This window comes from Dehalobacter sp. TeCB1, from assembly GCF_001707455.1.
Taxonomy (GTDB): domain Bacteria; phylum Bacillota; class Desulfitobacteriia; order Desulfitobacteriales; family Syntrophobotulaceae; genus Dehalobacter; species Dehalobacter restrictus.
Genome location: NZ_MCHF01000017.1, coordinates 51,699 through 70,555, shown reverse-complemented (window position 1 = coordinate 70,555; position 18,857 = coordinate 51,699). Strand labels below are relative to the sequence as shown.

At 43.3% G+C, this 18,857-nt stretch carries 17 protein-coding genes and 1 pseudogene; all 18 read right to left on the bottom strand.

From position 1 onward, the window contains the following. Positions 1-159 precede the first annotated feature (159 nt). Positions 160-3,303 carry an SMC family ATPase gene (locus tag A7D23_RS05395; protein WP_019225454.1) on the bottom strand — a complete coding sequence of 1,048 codons (3,144 nt, stop codon included), beginning with the start codon at positions 3,301-3,303 and terminating at the stop codon, positions 160-162. After that, positions 3,300-4,451, bottom strand: coding sequence for an exonuclease SbcCD subunit D (locus A7D23_RS05390; protein ID WP_019225453.1), 1,152 nt, complete (start codon positions 4,449-4,451; stop codon positions 3,300-3,302). The genes A7D23_RS05395 and A7D23_RS05390 overlap by 4 nt, the downstream gene beginning before the upstream one ends. 275 nt (positions 4,452-4,726) lie before the next feature. After that, on the bottom strand, positions 4,727-4,897 hold the full coding sequence (locus A7D23_RS16615) for a hypothetical protein (RefSeq protein ID WP_019225451.1): 171 nt from the start codon (positions 4,895-4,897) through the stop codon (positions 4,727-4,729). A gap of 341 nt (positions 4,898-5,238) precedes the next feature. Beyond that, positions 5,239-6,657, bottom strand: a complete 1,419-nt coding sequence (locus A7D23_RS05385) for a cell wall-binding repeat-containing protein (protein WP_019225450.1) — start codon at positions 6,655-6,657, stop codon at positions 5,239-5,241. Positions 6,658-6,825: 168 nt separating this feature from the next. Then, positions 6,826-8,628 carry a hypothetical protein gene (locus tag A7D23_RS05380; RefSeq protein ID WP_019225449.1) on the bottom strand — a complete coding sequence of 601 codons (1,803 nt, stop codon included), beginning with the start codon at positions 8,626-8,628 and terminating at the stop codon, positions 6,826-6,828. Then, positions 8,621-8,959 carry a hypothetical protein gene (locus tag A7D23_RS05375; protein ID WP_019225448.1) on the bottom strand — a complete coding sequence of 113 codons (339 nt, stop codon included), beginning with the start codon at positions 8,957-8,959 and terminating at the stop codon, positions 8,621-8,623. The genes A7D23_RS05380 and A7D23_RS05375 overlap by 8 nt, the downstream gene beginning before the upstream one ends. Before the next feature lie 62 nt (positions 8,960-9,021). Next, entirely contained in the window at positions 9,022-9,582 is a 561-nt protein-coding gene (locus A7D23_RS05370) for a hypothetical protein (protein WP_019225447.1), read from the bottom strand. A 37-nt stretch (positions 9,583-9,619) separates the two neighbouring features. Next, positions 9,620-10,417 carry a hypothetical protein gene (locus A7D23_RS05365; RefSeq protein WP_019225446.1) on the bottom strand — a complete coding sequence of 266 codons (798 nt, stop codon included), beginning with the start codon at positions 10,415-10,417 and terminating at the stop codon, positions 9,620-9,622. Positions 10,418-10,475: 58 nt separating this feature from the next. After that, a complete protein-coding gene (locus A7D23_RS05360; RefSeq protein ID WP_019225445.1) occupies positions 10,476-10,901 on the bottom strand; it encodes a hypothetical protein in 426 nt (141 codons plus the stop codon). Between the two features lie 243 nt (positions 10,902-11,144). Then, a complete protein-coding gene (locus A7D23_RS05355; protein WP_019225444.1) occupies positions 11,145-12,077 on the bottom strand; it encodes a helix-turn-helix domain-containing protein in 933 nt (310 codons plus the stop codon). 183 nt (positions 12,078-12,260) lie between these two features. Continuing rightward, positions 12,261-13,709, bottom strand: a pseudogene (locus tag A7D23_RS05350) (IS66 family transposase); the annotation flags it as partial. Between the two features lie 12 nt (positions 13,710-13,721). Next, positions 13,722-13,907 carry a hypothetical protein gene (locus A7D23_RS16375; RefSeq protein ID WP_242871503.1) on the bottom strand — a complete coding sequence of 62 codons (186 nt, stop codon included), beginning with the start codon at positions 13,905-13,907 and terminating at the stop codon, positions 13,722-13,724. A gap of 15 nt (positions 13,908-13,922) precedes the next feature. Next, entirely contained in the window at positions 13,923-14,279 is a 357-nt protein-coding gene (tnpB, locus tag A7D23_RS05345; RefSeq protein ID WP_019225441.1) for an IS66 family insertion sequence element accessory protein TnpB, read from the bottom strand. Beyond that, a complete protein-coding gene (locus tag A7D23_RS05340; protein WP_019225440.1) occupies positions 14,273-14,605 on the bottom strand; it encodes a hypothetical protein in 333 nt (110 codons plus the stop codon). The genes tnpB and A7D23_RS05340 overlap by 7 nt, the downstream gene beginning before the upstream one ends. Positions 14,606-14,855: 250 nt before the next feature. Then, the gene (locus A7D23_RS05335; RefSeq protein WP_019225439.1) at positions 14,856-16,382 is read right to left on the bottom strand and encodes an AAA family ATPase; all 1,527 of its coding nucleotides are present in this window, start codon (positions 16,380-16,382) and stop codon (positions 14,856-14,858) included. Positions 16,383-16,409: 27 nt separating this feature from the next. Further along, positions 16,410-17,270 carry a DNA adenine methylase gene (locus A7D23_RS05330; RefSeq protein WP_019225438.1) on the bottom strand — a complete coding sequence of 287 codons (861 nt, stop codon included), beginning with the start codon at positions 17,268-17,270 and terminating at the stop codon, positions 16,410-16,412. A gap of 3 nt (positions 17,271-17,273) precedes the next feature. Then, on the bottom strand, positions 17,274-18,023 hold the full coding sequence (locus A7D23_RS05325; protein ID WP_025205350.1) for a hypothetical protein: 750 nt from the start codon (positions 18,021-18,023) through the stop codon (positions 17,274-17,276). Positions 18,024-18,043: 20 nt separating this feature from the next. Beyond that, on the bottom strand, positions 18,044-18,706 hold the full coding sequence (locus A7D23_RS05320; RefSeq protein WP_025205349.1) for a hypothetical protein: 663 nt from the start codon (positions 18,704-18,706) through the stop codon (positions 18,044-18,046). Between the last annotated feature and the right edge of the window lie 151 nt (positions 18,707-18,857).

Sequence of the window (18,857 nt, the reverse complement as noted above, 5' to 3'; positions counted from 1 at the left end):
TGCATATATTTTTTAATTCTGTCATTTTAAACATGCTCCTTTCTCTCTCCCTGGTGGATTCAATAGCAGCACTTCTAATTTATTAATACACCATTTTTAAAATAAGCATCGGGCTAAACACGCTACTTAGGCCAGCCGGAAGTTTTCTTCTCGATTTTTTCAAGAAATGAGATTAATACTACTTCCCCTATTACTCTTCATAATCACAACCTGCCGGTCAATCCGCTCTTTCAGCTCACTCACATGAGAAATTATGCCGACCAGACGATTTCCCGCCGCAAGACCTATAAGTGTCTGCATTGCCTGCTCTAATGACTCGGTATCCAGTGCTCCAAAGCCTTCATCAATAAACAATGTATCGATTTCCACGCCGCCGGCATAGCTTTGAATCACGTCAGAAAGTCCCAGCGCTAGGGACAGGGATGCTTTAAAGGATTCTCCGCCGGACAGCGACTTTACCGAACGTATCCGGCCGGTATAATGATCCAAAACATCAATTTCCAGTCCGGTCTGAGCACGGAGATCTGCCGCGTCTTCTCTGCGCAGAAGCTCAAACCGGCTGTTTGTCATAATCTTCAGCCGCTTGTTTGCCTCAATAAGAATCTGGTTAAAGTATGAAGCCTGTACATACTGCTCAAAAGCCAGCTTTTGTTTGCCGCCCAACTCGCCGTTCGCCGTTTTTGAAAGATTGCTCAGAAGGAGGTATTCCTGTTGATAGATAGCTGCGTCTGAGATTGCTCTGCCGAAAGCTTTTGTAATCGGTTCATTGGTTCCCAACCGCGCTATCAGCGTCCGAATAGATTCATCCGCCTTCCTTTTTTCCTGCTCCAGCTTTTGTTTTGCGGCTTCAAGCTGTTCCATATCCTGCTTCTGCTTGTTTTCGGTTTCTTTGAAAAGCCTCCGTAAATCCTGTTCTACAGCTTGGACTTCATTCTGATACTGGTCGATAGAATGTTTTAACTCGCTGATTTCCGATTCTGTTTTCAATGCGCTATGATAGGCTTCTTCATTGGGAAAATCACATTCAGACAGCTTTTTTGTGTAAGCTGCCAGTGCCTGTTGTTTTGTTTGGATGGTGTTGCTCAGTCTTTCTCTCTGGTCGCTAAGAAGAGTTTGGTTCCCCTCCAACTTGTTTTGAAGTGCATGATATGCTTCTTCAGCTTGCCTGAAAGCTTCTTTCAAAGAATTTAGATTTCCCGTCCATTCTTCTATAGATGCCACAGCCTGTTGGCGGTCTGCATACTCCAAAGAGGATTTCAGCACCTTGAGTTCTCCGGTCTTGGAAGCAATATCTGAGATGATGTTATTTTTCTGTTGTTCGTTCTGAGTCGTTGCTTCCTCGTTGGTCTGTAAGGATCCCTCTAAAGATGCAAGTTGTTCCTTAGATTGGTTTTTACGAGAGACTTGTTTTTTCAATTGGAGATAGTGATCGTCATTCTCTTTCTTTTTTTGCCTGCTTTCTGCTAAGGCTGATTCGATCAGGGTCGCAAGTTGCTCCTGCATGATGCTCTTATCGACATCGGGGAAATATGCTCCGGCAGCATGTACCAACTGTTCCCGCGCCAGTTTGACTTCCGCCAGCTTTGCAGCCGACTGTTCGCTGGCTTCCTGCATATTCTGCCGGGCAAGGTCACTTTTTTGTTTTAATTCATTCAGCTCTGCCTCGATAGGAGCATCCGCGCCCAGCGTTGCCTTGTTGGGGTGAACAGTGGAACCACATACAGGGCAGGGATTTCCATCTTCCAGTGATGCCGCCAGAAGTCCCGCCTGTTCACGGAAAAAAGCAGTTTCTTTTTCCATATAAACTGTATTAACGGTTTGGAATGCCCCTTGTGCACTAGTGAACTGCTGCTGCAGCCTGGCGCTCTCACTTTGTAATTTGCTGAGCCCGGATAAAAAATTCTGTAGATCAAGCAATCCGGATTGAGTGGCTTGCAGTTGTTTTGCTTCCTGCTCACAGACTGCCGCTTTTGCCTCTATGTCCGCAAGCCGCTCCAATTCTTGATTGAGGTTATTTTTCTGCTCCAAAAGATCCGCTTTTTGCTGTTGGAGTTCTCCCAGCGCCGCACAAACTGCCGATTGCTTTTCCGTCAGTTTTTCCAATTCTCTTTCAAGTAGCTCGGAAGCTTCATACTGGGGAAGCATTTTTGTAAGCCGATCAATTGCGGAAGCAAGCTTTTCCCGCTCCGGTTCCTTTTCTTTCTCTGCTTGGTAGGCCGTTTGTACTGTTTCCAGGTCTTTTATCTGTGCCTGTATTTCAATATCCAGTGCCATGATGCTCTGTGTTAATTTCTGTTCGGCCTCCTGCTCCCGCAAAAATGCGGCTTCCAGGGGAGAGACGATATATAGCGCTTTTTCCGCGTCCTGCAACATTTTCTTCTGAACGTTATGTTCCCCTTGACGCTCGATCAGAGCGTTCCGCTTTTCTTGGACGATCTTCAAATCGTTAAAGGCTTGATTAATATATTGGGCCTGCATGATTATGGCAATCTGCGAAGCAAGATCCTTATCCAGTTTATCTACCTGCTGCTTTAAGCTATCCCGAAGAGTTGTGTCCACTGTGATCAAAGCCTGTAATTCTGACAGGATATCCTCCGCGGTATGTATGGTAGCTGTGCCTATCTTCGCGGATAGTATCTGCCCTTGCTCACTTTCAGGACAGGCGATTCCAGAGATATATTGAAAGATGCTCTGCTCAATGCTCTCACAGCGCTTTTTAGATTCGCGTTCACTGTCTTTCAATAAGCGTTGCGCAGTTTGATAAAGATCGGTATTGAATACACGCCGGAAAATATCGCCCCGTTCTTTACTGTCCGCAAGCAAAAGCTGGAGAAATTCACCCTGGGCAATCATAGCAATTTGCTTGAACTGTCGATAGTTGATACCTAAAAGCTCAACGATTTCTGCCGTAACATCCCGATAGCCGGTGATGATGTCTCCGTCAGGCAGTTGCAGCGTGGCATCGGAATTTTCAGTCGTTACCCCGTCGCCGCTCTTTTTGGGCCGCTCATAGCGGGGATTCCGCGTTATGGAGTACATCTTGTCTTTATGCAGAAAGGTAAATTCGACATAAGTCTTAGCATTAGGCTCTGCAAAATCACTGCGCAGGGTGTCCACGGTTCTGGTGCAACCGCTCACCTCGCCAAACAGTGCAAATGCGATGGCGTCAAAAATGGTTGTCTTTCCAGCGCCGGTATCACCGGTAATGAGAAATAATCCCTGACCACCAAATGCTGCCAGATCCAGTTCAGTTCTGCCGGCATAGGGGCAAAAGGCGCTCATCACTACTTTTAACGGCTTCATACTCCAGCACCTCCCGCCTGTTCAAAAATCCGTTCCATTACCTGGACTTGTTCTGGAGTTAGCTCGTTGTTGTTTTGCATCTGATAGAATGCCGCAAATAAATCCATCGGGCTTTTTTCGGCAATGTCACCGGAAACGGCAATCTGTGCGGAAACGGCTTGTCTAGTGCGGCTGTTTTCAAAGTTCAGTACCATCAGATTACGATACACCTGACGCAACTGCCCAATCGCGTCATAGATTTCTTCCTCGTCCGTTAGGGTTGCATGGAGGTAATCTTCCGCACTCTTCGGTTCTTCCCGTCCAATGCGAAGCAGTCCGGCAATCGGCCCTTTGATTTCACGGAGATCATGCAGAGGGATAAGCGGAAGCTGGTGGATTAAAAGCTCGCCTTTTACGCCAAGCTCTACAAATGTCACTGATTTTTGATGACGTACTTCGGAAAAGGAATATTTTAGAGGTGAACCGGCATAGCGGACGGTATCCCGTCCGATTCTCTGTGGTCTATGGAGATGGCCTAATGCGACATAATCGAAAGACTCAAAGGCGGAAACGTCCACGTTGTCCAGACCACCTACAGACAGGCTTTCTGACTCCGAACGCTCCGGCTGCTGTGTGCCACTTATCACAAATTGATGCGCCAGCAAAATATTTCGTTCCTGGGCATTGATTTCCGTCGCGGAAATGACCGCGCGCACAGCTTCGTCATAGGACTCCATTAGCTGTTCAAAATAAGGTTTTACCATTGCCGGTTTCAGAAAGGGAAGCAAGTATATATTGACGATACCATGCTCGTCCTCCAGCGATACCTTTTGCAGAACACCATCAAATACACCGGCGATATGAAGTCCGTTTTTCTGCATGATCCGGCTTCCAAAGCCTAATCGCTCAGGAGAGTCATGATTCCCGCTGATCATGAAAACGGGCTGTCCGAATGCAGTCAATTTTGTCAGGAACTCGTCGAGCAGCTCCACCGCTTCAACGGAAGGCTGGCTCTTATCATAGACATCCCCAGCGATGAGGACACCATCCGGTTTTCCCTCGTCGGTTATTCGCAAGATCTGTTCCAGTATGTATTTCTGATCATCAATCATATTAAATTCATTGACGCGCTTTCCGATATGCAGATCGGCAATATGGAGCAGTTTCATTGTATCATTCTCCCGAATTTCTATTCCTTTTCCGGTTTACTCTTCTTATACCTTTCATCTCTCGGTTTTTGTGCATTTCCGATATGGCCCAAGCGTTTCCAAAGAGACAGCACCGGGTATTTTCCCATGAATGCAAAGCACCTGAACCCTCCGTTGTGTAATTCCCCATCATCTTGATGCTTCTCGGGTTGTGATATAATTCATAAATTCAATCTTTCACAGGAGAACTTTGTATATTTTAATTATGCTTCCATACCGCAAATAATACAACGAATTCAACCGATAAGTTGATTATTTTTTAGAAAAATAGCGTTATTTGTAGTTGCAAGCCTTTCTTCTTTACTTTTCCCTTCCTTTATTAACTCGGCATTATGTGTTTCGAGATTGGATAAAACCGTTAATTCATTTATCGATGCAAAATCTCTTATATTATTTTTCTTTGCCAATTCTACATTAGCCTGTCCCCATTGTTTCGCCGTACAGCCGAAAAGCGCTACATTTAATAAATCGGCTTCGTCCGCATAAGCAAGCCATTCTGTCTGTTTTGTATAATCACTCTGTGGCAGTACATATTTTTATGATATCAGCAGCCCGTGCATCCCCACCTTTAGCTTTTGCCATATCAGTGATGCAAATATAATCATCCATATTAAATGAAGCTATGGTAACAGAAATGACCTGTACTAAATAAGGCCACTGAAAAAGTCAAAGAAGCCACTGCTTTTTAGGCAATGGCTTCTTATCCCCAATATTGGGTTATTTTCTCTACTTTAAATTCCAATTAAACTTATTCGTAAATTTGTTCTATTTCATTGCGAACCGTGTCCGCAATAGCGCCTGTCCCTCCTAAAAGTTGGACCGTTGTGGTATTTTGCTTGTTATCCCCCAGATACTGCTTAACATAAGCGGAAAGCGGGTCTCCGACAAACAGTATCGGGCTGTTGAATTTGGCGGCTACAGCTGAACCGGACAGCGCATCCGGGAAATCCTTACCCGTAGCCAGAAATACTCTTTCCGTATTTGCCCCAAAATTCTTTGCCACCAGAACCGCCGTTTCATAGATGTCACTGCCGCTGATGCGCCGGGCGTTGGTAAGTTGACTCAGTACATTGTTGCTGACGGCACTTGGGTTTCCAACCACAATGGTCTCCGTAGGTGCTATCGTTTGCAGCGCCGTTTGAATAACAGCCGGCAGGGAATTCGGCTGGGTCAGTAAAATGGGAATCCCCTGATAGGCGGCTTGAGGCGCAACCACCAGCGCGTCATGGAAATCCTGGCCAGTCGTTATGACGACCTTGCCCTTATAGCCAAGCTCCGCGGCAATTTTGGCCGCTGTTGCATACCGGTCGGTACCGCCGATCCTTTGCACAGTGTAATTCTGTTTCAGTTTGCTCTCAATCGCCTCGGATACAGCGCCGCTGCCGCCCAGAATAATGACCTTTTTCACTCCCAAGCGGGTAATTTCCGCTGCCGTGGCAGGGGTCAGCGTCAGACGGTTGGTAAATAAAATGGGCGCGTCGTATTTTTTGGACAGGGGCGTTCCTGTGAGCGCGTCGGGATAGTTGTCCTCTCTTGTTAAAATGATGGTTCCGGCACCGTTTGGCCAGCCCTCTTGCGATACCGCAATTGCTGTTCCTATTCGGCTTGCTCCGCTCAAACGATCCGTTTTGGAATACGTCCCCGAACCGATGGTAACCATGTTGGATATGGGGGAAGATATAGGCTGTACGTCCGGCCAGCCCTCGTAGTAATCGTAGTAGACGCGGAGCTGGTAGGAATAAATATGGCTTTTAATATCGACGGAGGTCAGGGTACCTTCGTCAATGGGATCGAAGGTAATTGCAAAGGTTCCGGCGCTAACGGGCGCTTCGCCGTCCTCGCCGCCGGTGTAAACATTAATATATCCGCCGCCGCCGAACTCTTCCCAGGAACCGTCGTCAACCTTCACCGAATACTCCCAGAAAACAGAACCGCCGCCGGGGGCCTCGCTGTCGAGATTGAGAACGCTCTGGGGGAAATAGACCTGGGCTTCAAAATATGGCCTGCCGTCATCATATGTCTTTAACGCGATGTTCTGGATAGAAGGAGCTTCTAATGACGAAGGAACACCTTCCGGCAAATCTGCAAATGCAGTGATCGGGAATAGTGCGGTAACGAGAAGTGCCACAATTAATAGCAGACAAGTCCTAACAGACGGTTGTTTCATGATAATCCTCCTAAAAATAATATAGACTCTCGGCATTCACCGAGGCAGATAGCACAAACCTTTGCTTGTACCATCCCTATTGATTTCTCCTGCTTTCGGGTAGTGGGATTTCATTTATTACACGATGCCGTATGCTTTGTGTTGAAACATGCTTAAAAACAAGAGTAGTTACTTGGGCGTATGCTTAATCTCAATCGTATACGCAATGCTTCCAGAGGCGCTACCTTCTTCAGGATAGCTGATCGAAGCGGTTTTGGTGAAATTTTCCGAGCCCATCACTGCATTGTTGTTGGTGAAGGGCACTTGGAAAAGGTAATTCCCATCTTCCTGTTTGTAATCTTGGAATAATTGTTCCGCCATAAAGTTGACAAAGCTGTATTCATCGGACGATTTTTGATCAAGCTCGAGGTTATACCAGACTTCCGTCTGCGCTCCGATGGTATCCACTTGGACATCCACCGTTTTACTGTCGCAGGGAGAGAAGTTGACAAACTTCATATTTACCGGATATTTGTTGGGATAATCAATTCGTGTCGTATTTGGCGAGCTGTTGGAATAGCTTACATATTCGCCCTCGCCTTTTCCGGTAAACACTTTTTCGTCGTTTTCATCCAGCCAGGACAGTTCCACTTTGCCCTTTAACGTCATTCTTTGATTGGCGATGCCGGAATGCAGCGAGACGTCGTAGTTTACAGTGAAGGTCATCGCATCCTTAAGCTTCTGCAGGTACTTCCGGGAAAAGTCCTGGGAGACCTGAAAATCCGAGGTAAAAATCAGCGCGCTCTGAATCAATGACACTGCCGGTCCCATTGCTTTGTAATTATGCTCTTCTCTGATTTCTTTAATCTTCTTGTCTGCAGCACGGACCATCCAGTCGGAAAACGTATCCAAATAAGGTTGGATAGAGATATCCACTCCCAGAGTTTGAGCTTCTTTTAAAATCTTCAAAGAAGCGTTCATTACCGGGATCAGTTTATCGACATCATTTTTGTAGGAGGCGATCAATTTATCGGCTTTCTTGATATTTCTCAGCTGCAGAAGCCCGGCATAATAAAAGGCTTCCTGGTTCTGGTCCAACAGAGCAACTTCACGGCCTGAGGCCAAAAGCTTGATGATCAAATCCTTCTCCGGCTGAACCACATTTTCAATGTACATATCCAGGGCCCGATTTCTTACCTCCGACGCATTTTCGCCATCTTCATCCTTACACATAAAGGTATAATCCGGTGGCACAGGGGGGGCGGATATCGGGGTCTTGAGAAAAGCTTTAGCTTCTTTTACGGCTTCTTTGTACGACTCTGCAGCCATTTCAGCCGCCTGCTGAAATTCCCCTTCGCTTACCGGTGTATAGAGAATATAGGAAGAAAAATGGGCTACTTCTACGGAAAGCTTATCCGTTTCTGCTTTCTTGGCAGCAAAGTTCAGATACTTTCCGGACTGATCCCCGAAAAAAACAAAGGATTTGTCCGTACTGGCCTTTGGCCCGGTAATGGACAGGGTAGCCGGAATAATAAATTGCAGGCCTTCGGGCTGTAAAACGACACCGGCATTCAGCTGGCCGGAAACCATGTCTGTGCTGATATCTCCAGCCAATTGCATGGAAATCGTTTCGGCATACGGCAGGGCATTTTCCGGAATATCCAGGCGCCAGACATTTCCTTCCGTATCTTTAAGCTCCAGAAAGACCGGATCGCCCAGAGGCACATAGCGGACGGAAACTTTGTGTGTTTTATCCAGGGTTAGAGCGGCATTCCCTAAAGAATAATATGAACTCGCTTTGTCGTTATTGCTGGTTTCCTGATCTGCCAAAGTAACCTCTTGCTTTTCAATGAATTTTTTCAGGTCATCATCCGTTGTTTTTTTAGCTGATGTTTTCGCGCAGGAACAGGCAGTCATTAGCATGGCAACAGATAAGAAAACACAGACTATTTTTTTAATTTTTGCAATCATTCCACAGCTCGGATTACTCATTTTTAATAATTCTATACTTGCCAATAACGGGAAGTTCTTTTGCCTTACCGTTTAAGGTATGAATCAGGCCCAGAATTGCAATAATTAATATCGCCAGCGAAAATAACGGCAAGAGAAGCCAACCTAAAACAGGGATAAATGACAAAATGACACTTCCGGCAACCCCCATGATTAACAACAATAATCCCTGATTGGCATGGAATTTTCCGAATGGTGAATCTGAGCAAACGATAAGCGGCAGAAAGAAAATAATATATGCCAGAGCTGAAATCACTTTGTTTTTTTCAATATCTTCCGCTGTAAATTGAGTTGGGTTTTCTTGTTGATCCATAAATATCCTCCTCTTCTGTAATCATATAAAATCATCTAACTTCGACGAAACCAGGCATATTTTTATTCAAAGCGGATATCCGAAAGTATTTTCGCATAATCTGCCGAGAGTGAATCAAAGGAACCTGCTAAATCGCCAAAAGTAATCGCATAGACGTCTGCGCCCACATAAAGATAGACATATTCATATTTCATCTGCATGCTACTGACCGTACAGGTGAACATGATTTTTTGGGCGTCGATTCCTCCTATACTTATCTTCTCTGATTGACCAATGTACTTGACATCACCAAAGGATCGTTCGAAGTATCCTTTGGCTTCCTGTACAACATCCCCAAGAGTTTTTCCACTAAAATTTTCTTTTTTAACCATAAAGCTGGCCGTGTTTTTCATATATTGGACCTGGAGAACGGAACCGGTTACCGGCTCCCAGCCGGAGGGTGGCGTAATCTGAATTTTCGTTTCTGCTGTTGTGGCCGTTGTCGGTGAAGTTTGCTGGGCGCTTGGTTCGGATTTTCCTTGACTTATCGGTTTTTGGTCCTGTACAGGGGTTTTTTGAGAGCCGCAGGCTGAAAGAGCAGCCATTAAAATAAAGCAAAGACAAAGCATCATTAGTTTTTTCATTGCGGAAATTCTTCTTTTTTGTAAAGTAACCGAATCGCTATTGCGCCGGTTTTTCCATTGTAATTGTCGCTGTATTATTGCCTTCCACAATGTTCAGGCAAGCATTAGCCCACTCGCCTTTAGCATTATAAGCCCGAAAATCACTCGAAGAAACGCTTGTGCTTTCATCCACATCTTTCGTAAAGCCGTTCAGCTTAAGCAATTTGATATAATCTTCAAAAATTGCTTTATCCACATGTTCCAAAGAAACCGTGACACTCTTGTTATTGTCATTGACAACATCCACGATCCTTCCTACCAGTTCGGGAACGCCTTCCATATAGTTTTCCGGCCAGGACGCAGCATCGGTCATATCGACGGCCGTAGCGGATTGGCCGGAAGCGTCACCGGTACCGAAGGAGATCGTACCTTCCTTGGCGGTAACATTATAGGTGAAAACCGCTGTTGAACCGTTTGCCGCCTTGCCGCTGTGAATCAAACTTTCCTCGTCGGCCACACTCAGCTCCCCGGTATATCCCCTTTTTTTCATTTCGGCAATATAGGCTTGGGCATCTTCTTTCGCCATTTCGGAAAAAGCCACTGTACATTGCCCGGTACTGTCATCCTTCAACACGGCGCTGATCTTGCCTTTTAATCCCGGTAGATTTCCCATGCTATCGGTAGGCCATTTTAAATTTTCTCCGACATCCAAGTCGCTATTCGTACTTTGGGCCGCATTTCCTTGGCTTTGCGCCTCACTGTTTTCATCAATTTTACTGCCTGATCCACAAGCCGTCATCATAAACGCCATACATACGATGATCACCACAGTAACAAAATACCTTATTGTTTTCATTTACTCACCTTGACTTTCCAGTTCTTTTTAAGAAGCGCTAATATCACACAATAACCGCTTACTTCATAAGCATCACCGCTCCATGAGATATATGATCATTGCTTTCAACTACCGGGAAAAAAACGGCGCTTTCATAACCGTCACTATAATCCGGGACGAAGTCATCCCTCACAAACATGGAGAGATGCTCAACTAGATTTTTCAGTAACGTTGTTTCCCCTAAAAAGATGTCTTCCACAGCTTCCAGCACAGCAGAATTCTCATTGGTAATGCGGCTTAGAAAATTGATTTTTCCCGCTTGTACATCGTCAGGCTTTATGTTTGCTCTTTGCAACAGGATATGATTGGCCATGATCAGTATGCCGTTGCGTTCAAAAATGGCAATAGGATAAGGAAAATTACCAATTACCTGAAAATGCAGTCCCTCGTTTTGAATTAACAATTGCATGCTTTTTATTAAGCTGTCCTGAATCTTAACCTTCACACCTTCTTTTCAATGTTTTTTTGCATCTGAATTAGATCTTCGAGAAGTTTCTCCTTGCTCTTTTTTTCACTCACTACTCACCACCTCATTTCATAAAAAGCCCCTTTTTACCTCATGGTAGTAATTTTCAGAAAATAAATATAGTTAATATCAACCTGACTTTAGTAAATATATTGCTCAATTAAAAAAGCTCCCGTGTTCTTATCACAGACACGGAAGCCTTTATCCTATACTTTTTTATTTTTATCCAAGTGTTTTTCGGTATTGTGATGGTGTCATTCCTACCTTTTCCTTGAACACCCTGGCGTAATTTCCATTGTAATTCAAACCGCAGGCAGAAAAAGCTTCGCCAATAGATAGATTCTGATCGCAAAGCTTCTCCTTCAGCTTATTTATTTTAACGTCCTGATAATAGCTGAAGGGAGTCATGGAAGTATACCTTTTGAAAAGACGGGAAAAGTGATATCGACTCAGATTTACCGACCTTGCCGCCTTGTCCAGATCAAATTCTTCCAGCCAATGACTTTCTATATATACCTTCGCTTTAACCATTTCTTCTTTACCATTATACAGCTTGGATGTAACAAAGACATGGACGACATAGGCCAGTCGATTATGATCATCAAAAATAGGAAAACAAGTGATGTTTTGGAAGCTCATGTCAAAGCAAAGCTCGCCTACCTCAAATCGATTAATAATTTCTTGAATTGGCATTTCTAAATCTTGAAATTGTACGGTTTCACCTTGAAATGACTTTAATATTTGTTCTCTTGCTCGTTCTTCCCATTTGTCGATAACTGGATCTTTCAATACATTAAATTTTCCGATTAAATGATCTTTCGAGGGTATATGCATTAGCCTTAATGATGCTTCGTTAGTTAAAACCATCGTCCCGTTCGGTGAATAAACTTGAATCGGATAAGGAAAAAATTCTATAATCCTTGAAAGCATCTCTTCATTTCCACCCCAGGATTGAAAAGGACGGCCAATGTCCTTTGGACTTTCTTCCATTACTTTATATCTGCCATCTCTTGGTTTGGCAGTGTCGTTGGGAATGGTCCAGACCTTGCCAAACTGGACAGCTCCTGCTATCATATCCTGTTTGCATAGATATTGCACACGTCTTACAGATACTCCCCACTTTTCCGCAGCTTCCCGAACTGTCATGTAGTCCATAAAATCACGTCCTCTATTTTAGATAAGAACATATAGACAAATATGTTATTGGTTTCCAGTATAATACGTGAGTGCGTATTATACCAGAGATTTTCATTCAACCCATCGCCGGTCCGTAAGCGTAAACTCTAGCAGCGTAAAAAGGAGCCCACTGTAAACCAGAAGGCCCGCGTCATATAAAAATCATTCGTTACTTTTGCATTGCAAACGCGGTACTCGGCACAGCTCCGGAGCATTTGCCGGCAACAGCTGAGTTACCCAGTCTGGTTGTGTCCGATCCAGGTTGGGTGCAGTGGTTAAGACATAGACCAAATACCGATACGGATTCAGGTTGTTCTCCTTGGCTGTTTCAATCATACTGTACATCACCGCACTGCCTTGTGCACCGCTGGGCGTATTTGCAAACAGAAAGTTTTTGCGGCTCATAACAAACGGTTTTATGCTTCGTTCTGCCCGATTGTTGGAGAGTTCCAATCGACCGTCCTTCAGATACTGGATAAGATGTGGCCACTGTTCCTGCAGATAATGCAAAGCTTTTCCCAGAGCGGACTTTGGGGCCGCATTTTTCGTCTGTGCCCATGCCAAAAAAGCATCCAAAACCGGTTTTGCCAGCTCCAGCCGCTTGGTATAGCGTTCTTCCGGAGAAAGAGCTTTTAGCTTTTTCTCAATTGCAAATAGCTCGCTGCAATATCTCTGCCCAATTATTGCAGAAGATTCTTTTTGCTCGGATTTCGGCAAGGAATTGACTGCCTCGTCAAATTTGCGCCGCGCATGGGCCCAGCAGCCAACTACCGTTATGTTTTCCGGCAGTGTGTAATAGGATTGGTAGCCGTCCGCATGCAAATATCCGGAGAAACCTTCTAAAAATCTTTTGGGGTTTTCAGCTTTCCGATCCGGTCTGTATTCATACAATACAATCGGTTGCTCTGTATCCCCGCCGGTTCTGTACAACCACATGTAGCTTTTAGCCTGTGCCGTCTTGCCGGGTTCATGCAATACCTGCAAGGTGGTTTCGTCCGCATGAATAACATGATGTTGTAGAAGCAGTCGGTGCAGTTCCTCATACACAGGCTTTAACCAATCTTCGGATGCTCTTAATATCCAACTGGACATGGTCTGGCGGGATAGCATCACGCCGCTTCGGTTCAGTTCTTGTTCCTGCCGGTAAAGAGGAGAGCCCATCACGAATTTCTGGGTCATGATGTGGGATATCGCTTCGGGTGATGCAAAGCTTCCGGAGATGACAGGTTTATCTTTCTGCGTTTTTAACACAGGTGTTTCCAAAGCCTCTACTTTACAGGTCTGGCAGGCATAGCTGAAATACCAATCCTCATGGATTTTTACTTGTGCCGGAATAATCACCAGGCTGCGGCGGACTTCCTTGCCAATTTCCTGCATGACCGTGTCACAGGCGGAACAAATCCGCTTATCCTCCGGCAGACGATGCTCGACCACTTCAACGGGAACATCATCTGGCAGGATTTCCTCAAGGCTGCCCGATCGCTTTTTGCGGGTATGGGCGGCAACCGCTGTTTTCTCCGGTGGCTCAACTTTGGTATACGCCTCCGCCTCGTTAAAAAGAAGGCTTAATTGGTCCATGACTTCTTCATGTACTTTCTCAGAAGAAGATCCAAAGCGTTTTTTCTAGCCCAGGCGTATCTGCTGCATAAGCCACTCAATCTGTCGGCTTTGCTCTGCCATCTGCTCCTTAAGGGCTTCATATTCTGAACGTGAAATGGTGATCATTTCAGCGTTATTTATTTCATCTTTCGGCGCATTTTTCATGGTTAAATTATACCATAAAACATGCCGATTCTCCAGTGTTTTCAATGCTTTCAGGCTTTTTTAGACCATGCTTAAGCCTGCTGCCAGCCGATGCGCTTTGGGCTGTTCCACATTTAAGCCTTCCATGAGCCACCGATACTGCTGAGGAGTAAGCGCCTTCGCTTCGTCACCACTCCTAGGCCACTGGAACCTGCCGTTTTCTAGCCGCTTATACAGGAGAACAAACCCATTGCCTTCCCAATACAGGGCTTTTATCCGGTCACACCGGCGGCCACAAAACAGAAACAGGATGCTCGAAAACGGATCCAGCCGGAACTTTTGCTGGACGATACTGGCAAGACCGTCAATCCCACATCGGAGATCGGTGTACCCGCAGGCAATATAGATGGCGTCAGCTCCGGTAAAATCATTTAGCATGTCTTCAGCGCGCGACAGACCGCCTCAATGGTTCCTGCATCAGCACCGGTGTAGATGTCGGCTTGTGCATTTCCTATGCGTACAGTTACCGCTACGTCCTGGCTGCTATTCTGACGTTCTACAGGAACTCTGGCAAAGTATGGCTCTTGCTGCGCAGTTAATGCCTGAAATACGCGGCGTTGCCAGTAGTAATATGTTTTTTCGGGTATTCCTTGTTCCTGACACCATTGTTTGACGCTTATTCCGCTGTTCCGGCAGGATGAGATCCGCTCGCTCCACTCGGCCATGCGTTGTTTTGCACTTAAGACTTGCAGGCTCTGTTCCATTTGAGACACTCCCTTTCTATCTGAGTGTCTCCCTTAGACTCTTTTAGGGATACTCAGATACTTTGGGATATTTTCTTATTCTGCCGATTCACTGACAATCCGCCGCTATAGTTTACGCTTACACAAAAACAAAAAGGCAGGATTTCCCTGCTGTAAAAAAACATCAAACCCGCATGAATAGCGGGTTCTCGGAAAAATTTTGAGAAGTTTGGTAATGAAAGATGTCATATTACTGAATGATAGACATCATTCAGATGGTAGGTATGGACCGTCTTTTTGCTATTTCATTGTATACTCGAACAAATCGGATACGAAAATCTTCTGCTTGTTCAGGATGATGATCCAACCAGCACTTGAAAATATTGCTTCCTCCTCGTCCCCAAAACTTTTTTTGATTATTAAACCAAGCTTTCATCTTGTTCCTATCATCGTAGCGCCCATTTGTCTGTTTTGATAGTTCTTTTTCGAATACTTGCTTTGTATATCTTAAATCATTTTGCCAAAAAACATGATCAGGAGGCATATCCTCCAACAACTGACGAAAAACATTTTCAGGATTAGCATTACCAGGCAAACATAAAACATTGGACGCCGCTTTTGAAGGTTTCTTATCACCATCCAGGACTATAATACTGCTATTAAATTCCGAGATATTCTTCTCTGCAAGAGAACTTAAAAAATCGCCGCCAAATGTCGCAGCACAAAAATTAAGATACTTTGTTTTTTGAGGCCCAAGTATTCTTTTAATAAACCAAGAAGCTTCCGCATCTTCACAATACAAATTTATTTTTTGAAGCGGTGAGCGGGAAATAGTAGCCATATTCAAATCGCTCCTAATGCGTTGCATTTGAGGCGCTACTATTAAATCTAGCTTTCCATAGACATTGGTAAAATACAGCACCTCTGTATCACTATTATTATGCTGTCTTTTATCAATAATATGTTCTAAGGTGTCCAAAGAATGTGTTGTAAATACAAATTGCAAATTATATTTCCCCGCAAGCTTATAAAACAGGTCTACCAGATTTGTCTGCGCTGCAGGAAATAAAGTTGCATCAAATTCATCGATTAAAAGAATGCCTCCTTTGTATTCATCACCAAGTTTTGCCTTCAGACGATCAAAGGATATGATTGCACCTAAAATTTGGCCAATATTATCTTGACCAGCAGAGTTTGCGAAGTAATCATATTTTTCTGAGTTTACAGCTAAAGTATCTTTTTGTAACTTAGAAGTTATCTGTATCGGAGATATTTTTTCCTGCGGGAAAAATATCTCTTTATACCATTTATTGAATATCTCAATTTCAGATTCAGTGAGAGTAGGTTTTGACTCAGTGATTTCACGCAATTCCCCAATTGGATATGTACGCTTAAGTCCCAAGTATATTACCGGATAATCTAAATTCCCCTCACCTTTCCCTCTCGTTTTCCCTACTACCAAGCGAATGTGTGATGTATCATGCTGAGCACGCTTATAGGATTTTATATATTCAAGGTTCTTACCAAAAAGAGTTGAGTCAAAAAACTCAATTTGATACTCATGCTCTCCTGGTAAGTCATTATTTTTTGAGAACTTAAAGATATCGGAGAACTTAGTTGAAAATGGCTTGTCAAAAATGGTCTTTTCATCTTTTAAACCAAAGGGTTGTCCAATCATTCCTAATAAAGTAGATTTACATGTAGCATTTTGTCCAGCAATAACTGTGATTTTTCGCCCTAAGGGGATAGATAATTTTTTCATTGCTCTGAACTGTTCTATATACAAAGATTTTATCATTTACATTACATCCCCCTGTTAATGTAGCTATTCTATCGTAATCGCTGAATATTTACCTTCTGGAATTATAAAATTGTTACTAAAAGCCAGCATTTCACTGCCTTTTACTTTCTGAGATGCGGTGTAGCTTAATGTTAGCAACCTTTTTTCAACATCACGGTACATTTCAATAATTTTGGGAGTATAGTCATATGTCAACATCCATTTGCAGTTCAAGCGCTGGATATATCGAGATAATTCAACATGATTGTCATGTGTATAATGATTTACATATAAGGCCGAACCTTGATTGTAATACGGCGGGTCAAAATATATTAATGTATGGTCATCAATGTCAGGTAAAATCTCATCAATGAAAGTAATCGAATCTGAGCAATGAAGTGAAATTCTATCACGATATAAAGCAATTTTTTCGATTCTTTTAATTAGATCGTCCTTATTAAACCTTACATCCATCTTCCATTCGCCTGTTTGGTTTTTGCCTCCAATAACCCCACCTTTGATAATCCCTGATCTATTCGTTCTATTCAAAAAAAACGTCGAAAAGGCTAGATCTAAAAACTCCGCCTGTTCTTTTTCTTGCTGAACAGCTTTTTGATTTTCCCATTCAACCATAGTTATTGCTGTTTGTTCAATCCTGCTGCATAATTCCTGTGTGTTGTTTAAAACACAATACCAAAATGCATAGATTGATCTGTCAATGTCATTTATTATGATTTGGTTTACAGACTCATTAAACAACAAATAGAGCGCTACACTCGCGCCCCCTGCGAAAGGCTCAACATAGGTCCCGCCCTGTATATCATTCTTAATAACTGCATCTTTCACAAATCCAGCCAGTTTACGCTTCCCGCCTGGATAGCGCAATGGCGAAGAAAACTGCACCATAAATTACCTCCAAACCTGCTCTATGAATGTCCATATATCATCCCAAGCAGATTTCAGATCTGTCGAAGATGGTGTCACGTCTTTGTTATGTATATATGAGTGAAATGTTCTTATAGATTGCGTTTGGTTTTCACTTGCGGTCATCTGCCGTATAGCTCTGAGTTCATGCTTTGTCAAAATCTTGTTTATTTCAAAATAAGCCGCAACAGCATTTATTTTATACGCCAGAGTACTGTCCACATTTAATCTCGAATCAATGAGGCTTTTATTCGTAATAAAACAATCTACGCTTAATTCTATAAACACTCTAAAAAGCACCGACACAGCATTAGGGTAATCATCTACTGCAAGAGCTTTTAATTCATTGAAAATTTTTAATATCCTTGCATGTGTAATAGTTAACTTATGAGGAGAAGGAATAAGAGTTTTCCTGTTTATATGATAACTGTCCCCTCTCTTCGAATTATGGTTTGCATTGGATGCTTGTTGATTAGCAGATGAAGATTGCTGCTTGCTATCTGTATTTTCATTATTATAATAATTATTGCCGGATGAATTAGAAGCTTTATAACCTCCACCTTGACTGTTATTGGCTTCTCTTGTATTCTCGGAAATCTGCTCATCAGAAGATTCCATATTTTCTTGCATGAGTCGTTGTTTTAACGATTCTATGTATTCAATACGATCTTTTTTTCGATATATATCCCCGACACTAAGGTCTTCATAAATCAGGTCATAAAGTATCATTAGCAAAAATGGATTAATCCCATTTTTTAGTTGAAGCTTGTCACCACTAATCTCAAGTCCATAATTTCACGGATATCAGGGTCTCCTATGAGACGGTCAAAGTTGGTTTTCTTGATATTTCCTAACCCATCCTTTATAGATTGAGGAACATCAGCTATGAGCCGTAATTCATCTAAAAAGGACAACCTCATATCTGGCTTTCCTTCAGCAATTACACGAAACCGACTGGTTTGCTGCCCATCCCAACTCACAGTGCCAGAACCCTCATTTTGACCTGTATGTTTCAATCGCACCCATTCATTGATTTCATCTTCATTCTCTAAAACAACACACTGAATATTCTTCAATATATCTTTGTCAAAAGATATATTGATTAGTTGGAATTCCTTCTTCAGTTTAGGAAAATCAGATGGAATCAGAGCCGGCTCATTTATCAGCTTTAAAGTCGTTATGCGCCGATTTCCCTCACGTACGACCCACTGTTTGTTATGAGGTTTCACAAGAACAATGTCGCTGGGATTTAATCCATAAAGAGCAATATGTTTAGCTAGAGTAACTAGTTTATCCTGCTGGTCACGAACCATAGCGTCAATAGCTTCCGATTGATGCTCCACAGGATTAAACCGCGGATTACTGGAATTAAGTAATAGATTAGTAATATTAATGCTTTTATAAATCGGATTACTCATATCCAAATTTCCCCTTAGTACTTATTCCAGTTTTTTCGCTGATCATCTGGTTTTTTTGCATCAACAGGTATTGCCCATGCATTGCCCAGTCTAAATGCTCCCTCTATTCGTTTCTGAGAACACAAAACTTGTACACGTCGGTCTGACAATC

Coding starts and splice junctions, on each gene's coding strand:
- A7D23_RS05395 (WP_019225454.1), bottom strand. CDS start 3,303: ATGAAGCCGTTAAAAGTAGTGATGAGCGCCTTTTGCCCCTATGCCGGC.
- A7D23_RS05390 (WP_019225453.1), bottom strand. CDS start 4,451: ATGAAACTGCTCCATATTGCCGATCTGCATATCGGAAAGCGCGTCAAT.
- A7D23_RS05385 (WP_019225450.1), bottom strand. CDS start 6,657: ATGAAACAACCGTCTGTTAGGACTTGTCTGCTATTAATTGTGGCACTT.
- A7D23_RS05380 (WP_019225449.1), bottom strand. CDS start 8,628: ATGAGTAATCCGAGCTGTGGAATGATTGCAAAAATTAAAAAAATAGTC.
- A7D23_RS05375 (WP_019225448.1), bottom strand. CDS start 8,959: ATGGATCAACAAGAAAACCCAACTCAATTTACAGCGGAAGATATTGAA.
- A7D23_RS05370 (WP_019225447.1), bottom strand. CDS start 9,582: ATGAAAAAACTAATGATGCTTTGTCTTTGCTTTATTTTAATGGCTGCT.
- A7D23_RS05365 (WP_019225446.1), bottom strand. CDS start 10,417: ATGAAAACAATAAGGTATTTTGTTACTGTGGTGATCATCGTATGTATG.
- A7D23_RS05355 (WP_019225444.1), bottom strand. CDS start 12,077: ATGGACTACATGACAGTTCGGGAAGCTGCGGAAAAGTGGGGAGTATCT.
- tnpB (WP_019225441.1), bottom strand. CDS start 14,279: ATGCTAAATGATTTTACCGGAGCTGACGCCATCTATATTGCCTGCGGG.
- A7D23_RS05340 (WP_019225440.1), bottom strand. CDS start 14,605: ATGGAACAGAGCCTGCAAGTCTTAAGTGCAAAACAACGCATGGCCGAG.
- A7D23_RS05335 (WP_019225439.1), bottom strand. CDS start 16,382: ATGATAAAATCTTTGTATATAGAACAGTTCAGAGCAATGAAAAAATTA.
- A7D23_RS05330 (WP_019225438.1), bottom strand. CDS start 17,270: ATGGTGCAGTTTTCTTCGCCATTGCGCTATCCAGGCGGGAAGCGTAAA.
- A7D23_RS05320 (WP_025205349.1), bottom strand. CDS start 18,706: ATGAGTAATCCGATTTATAAAAGCATTAATATTACTAATCTATTACTT.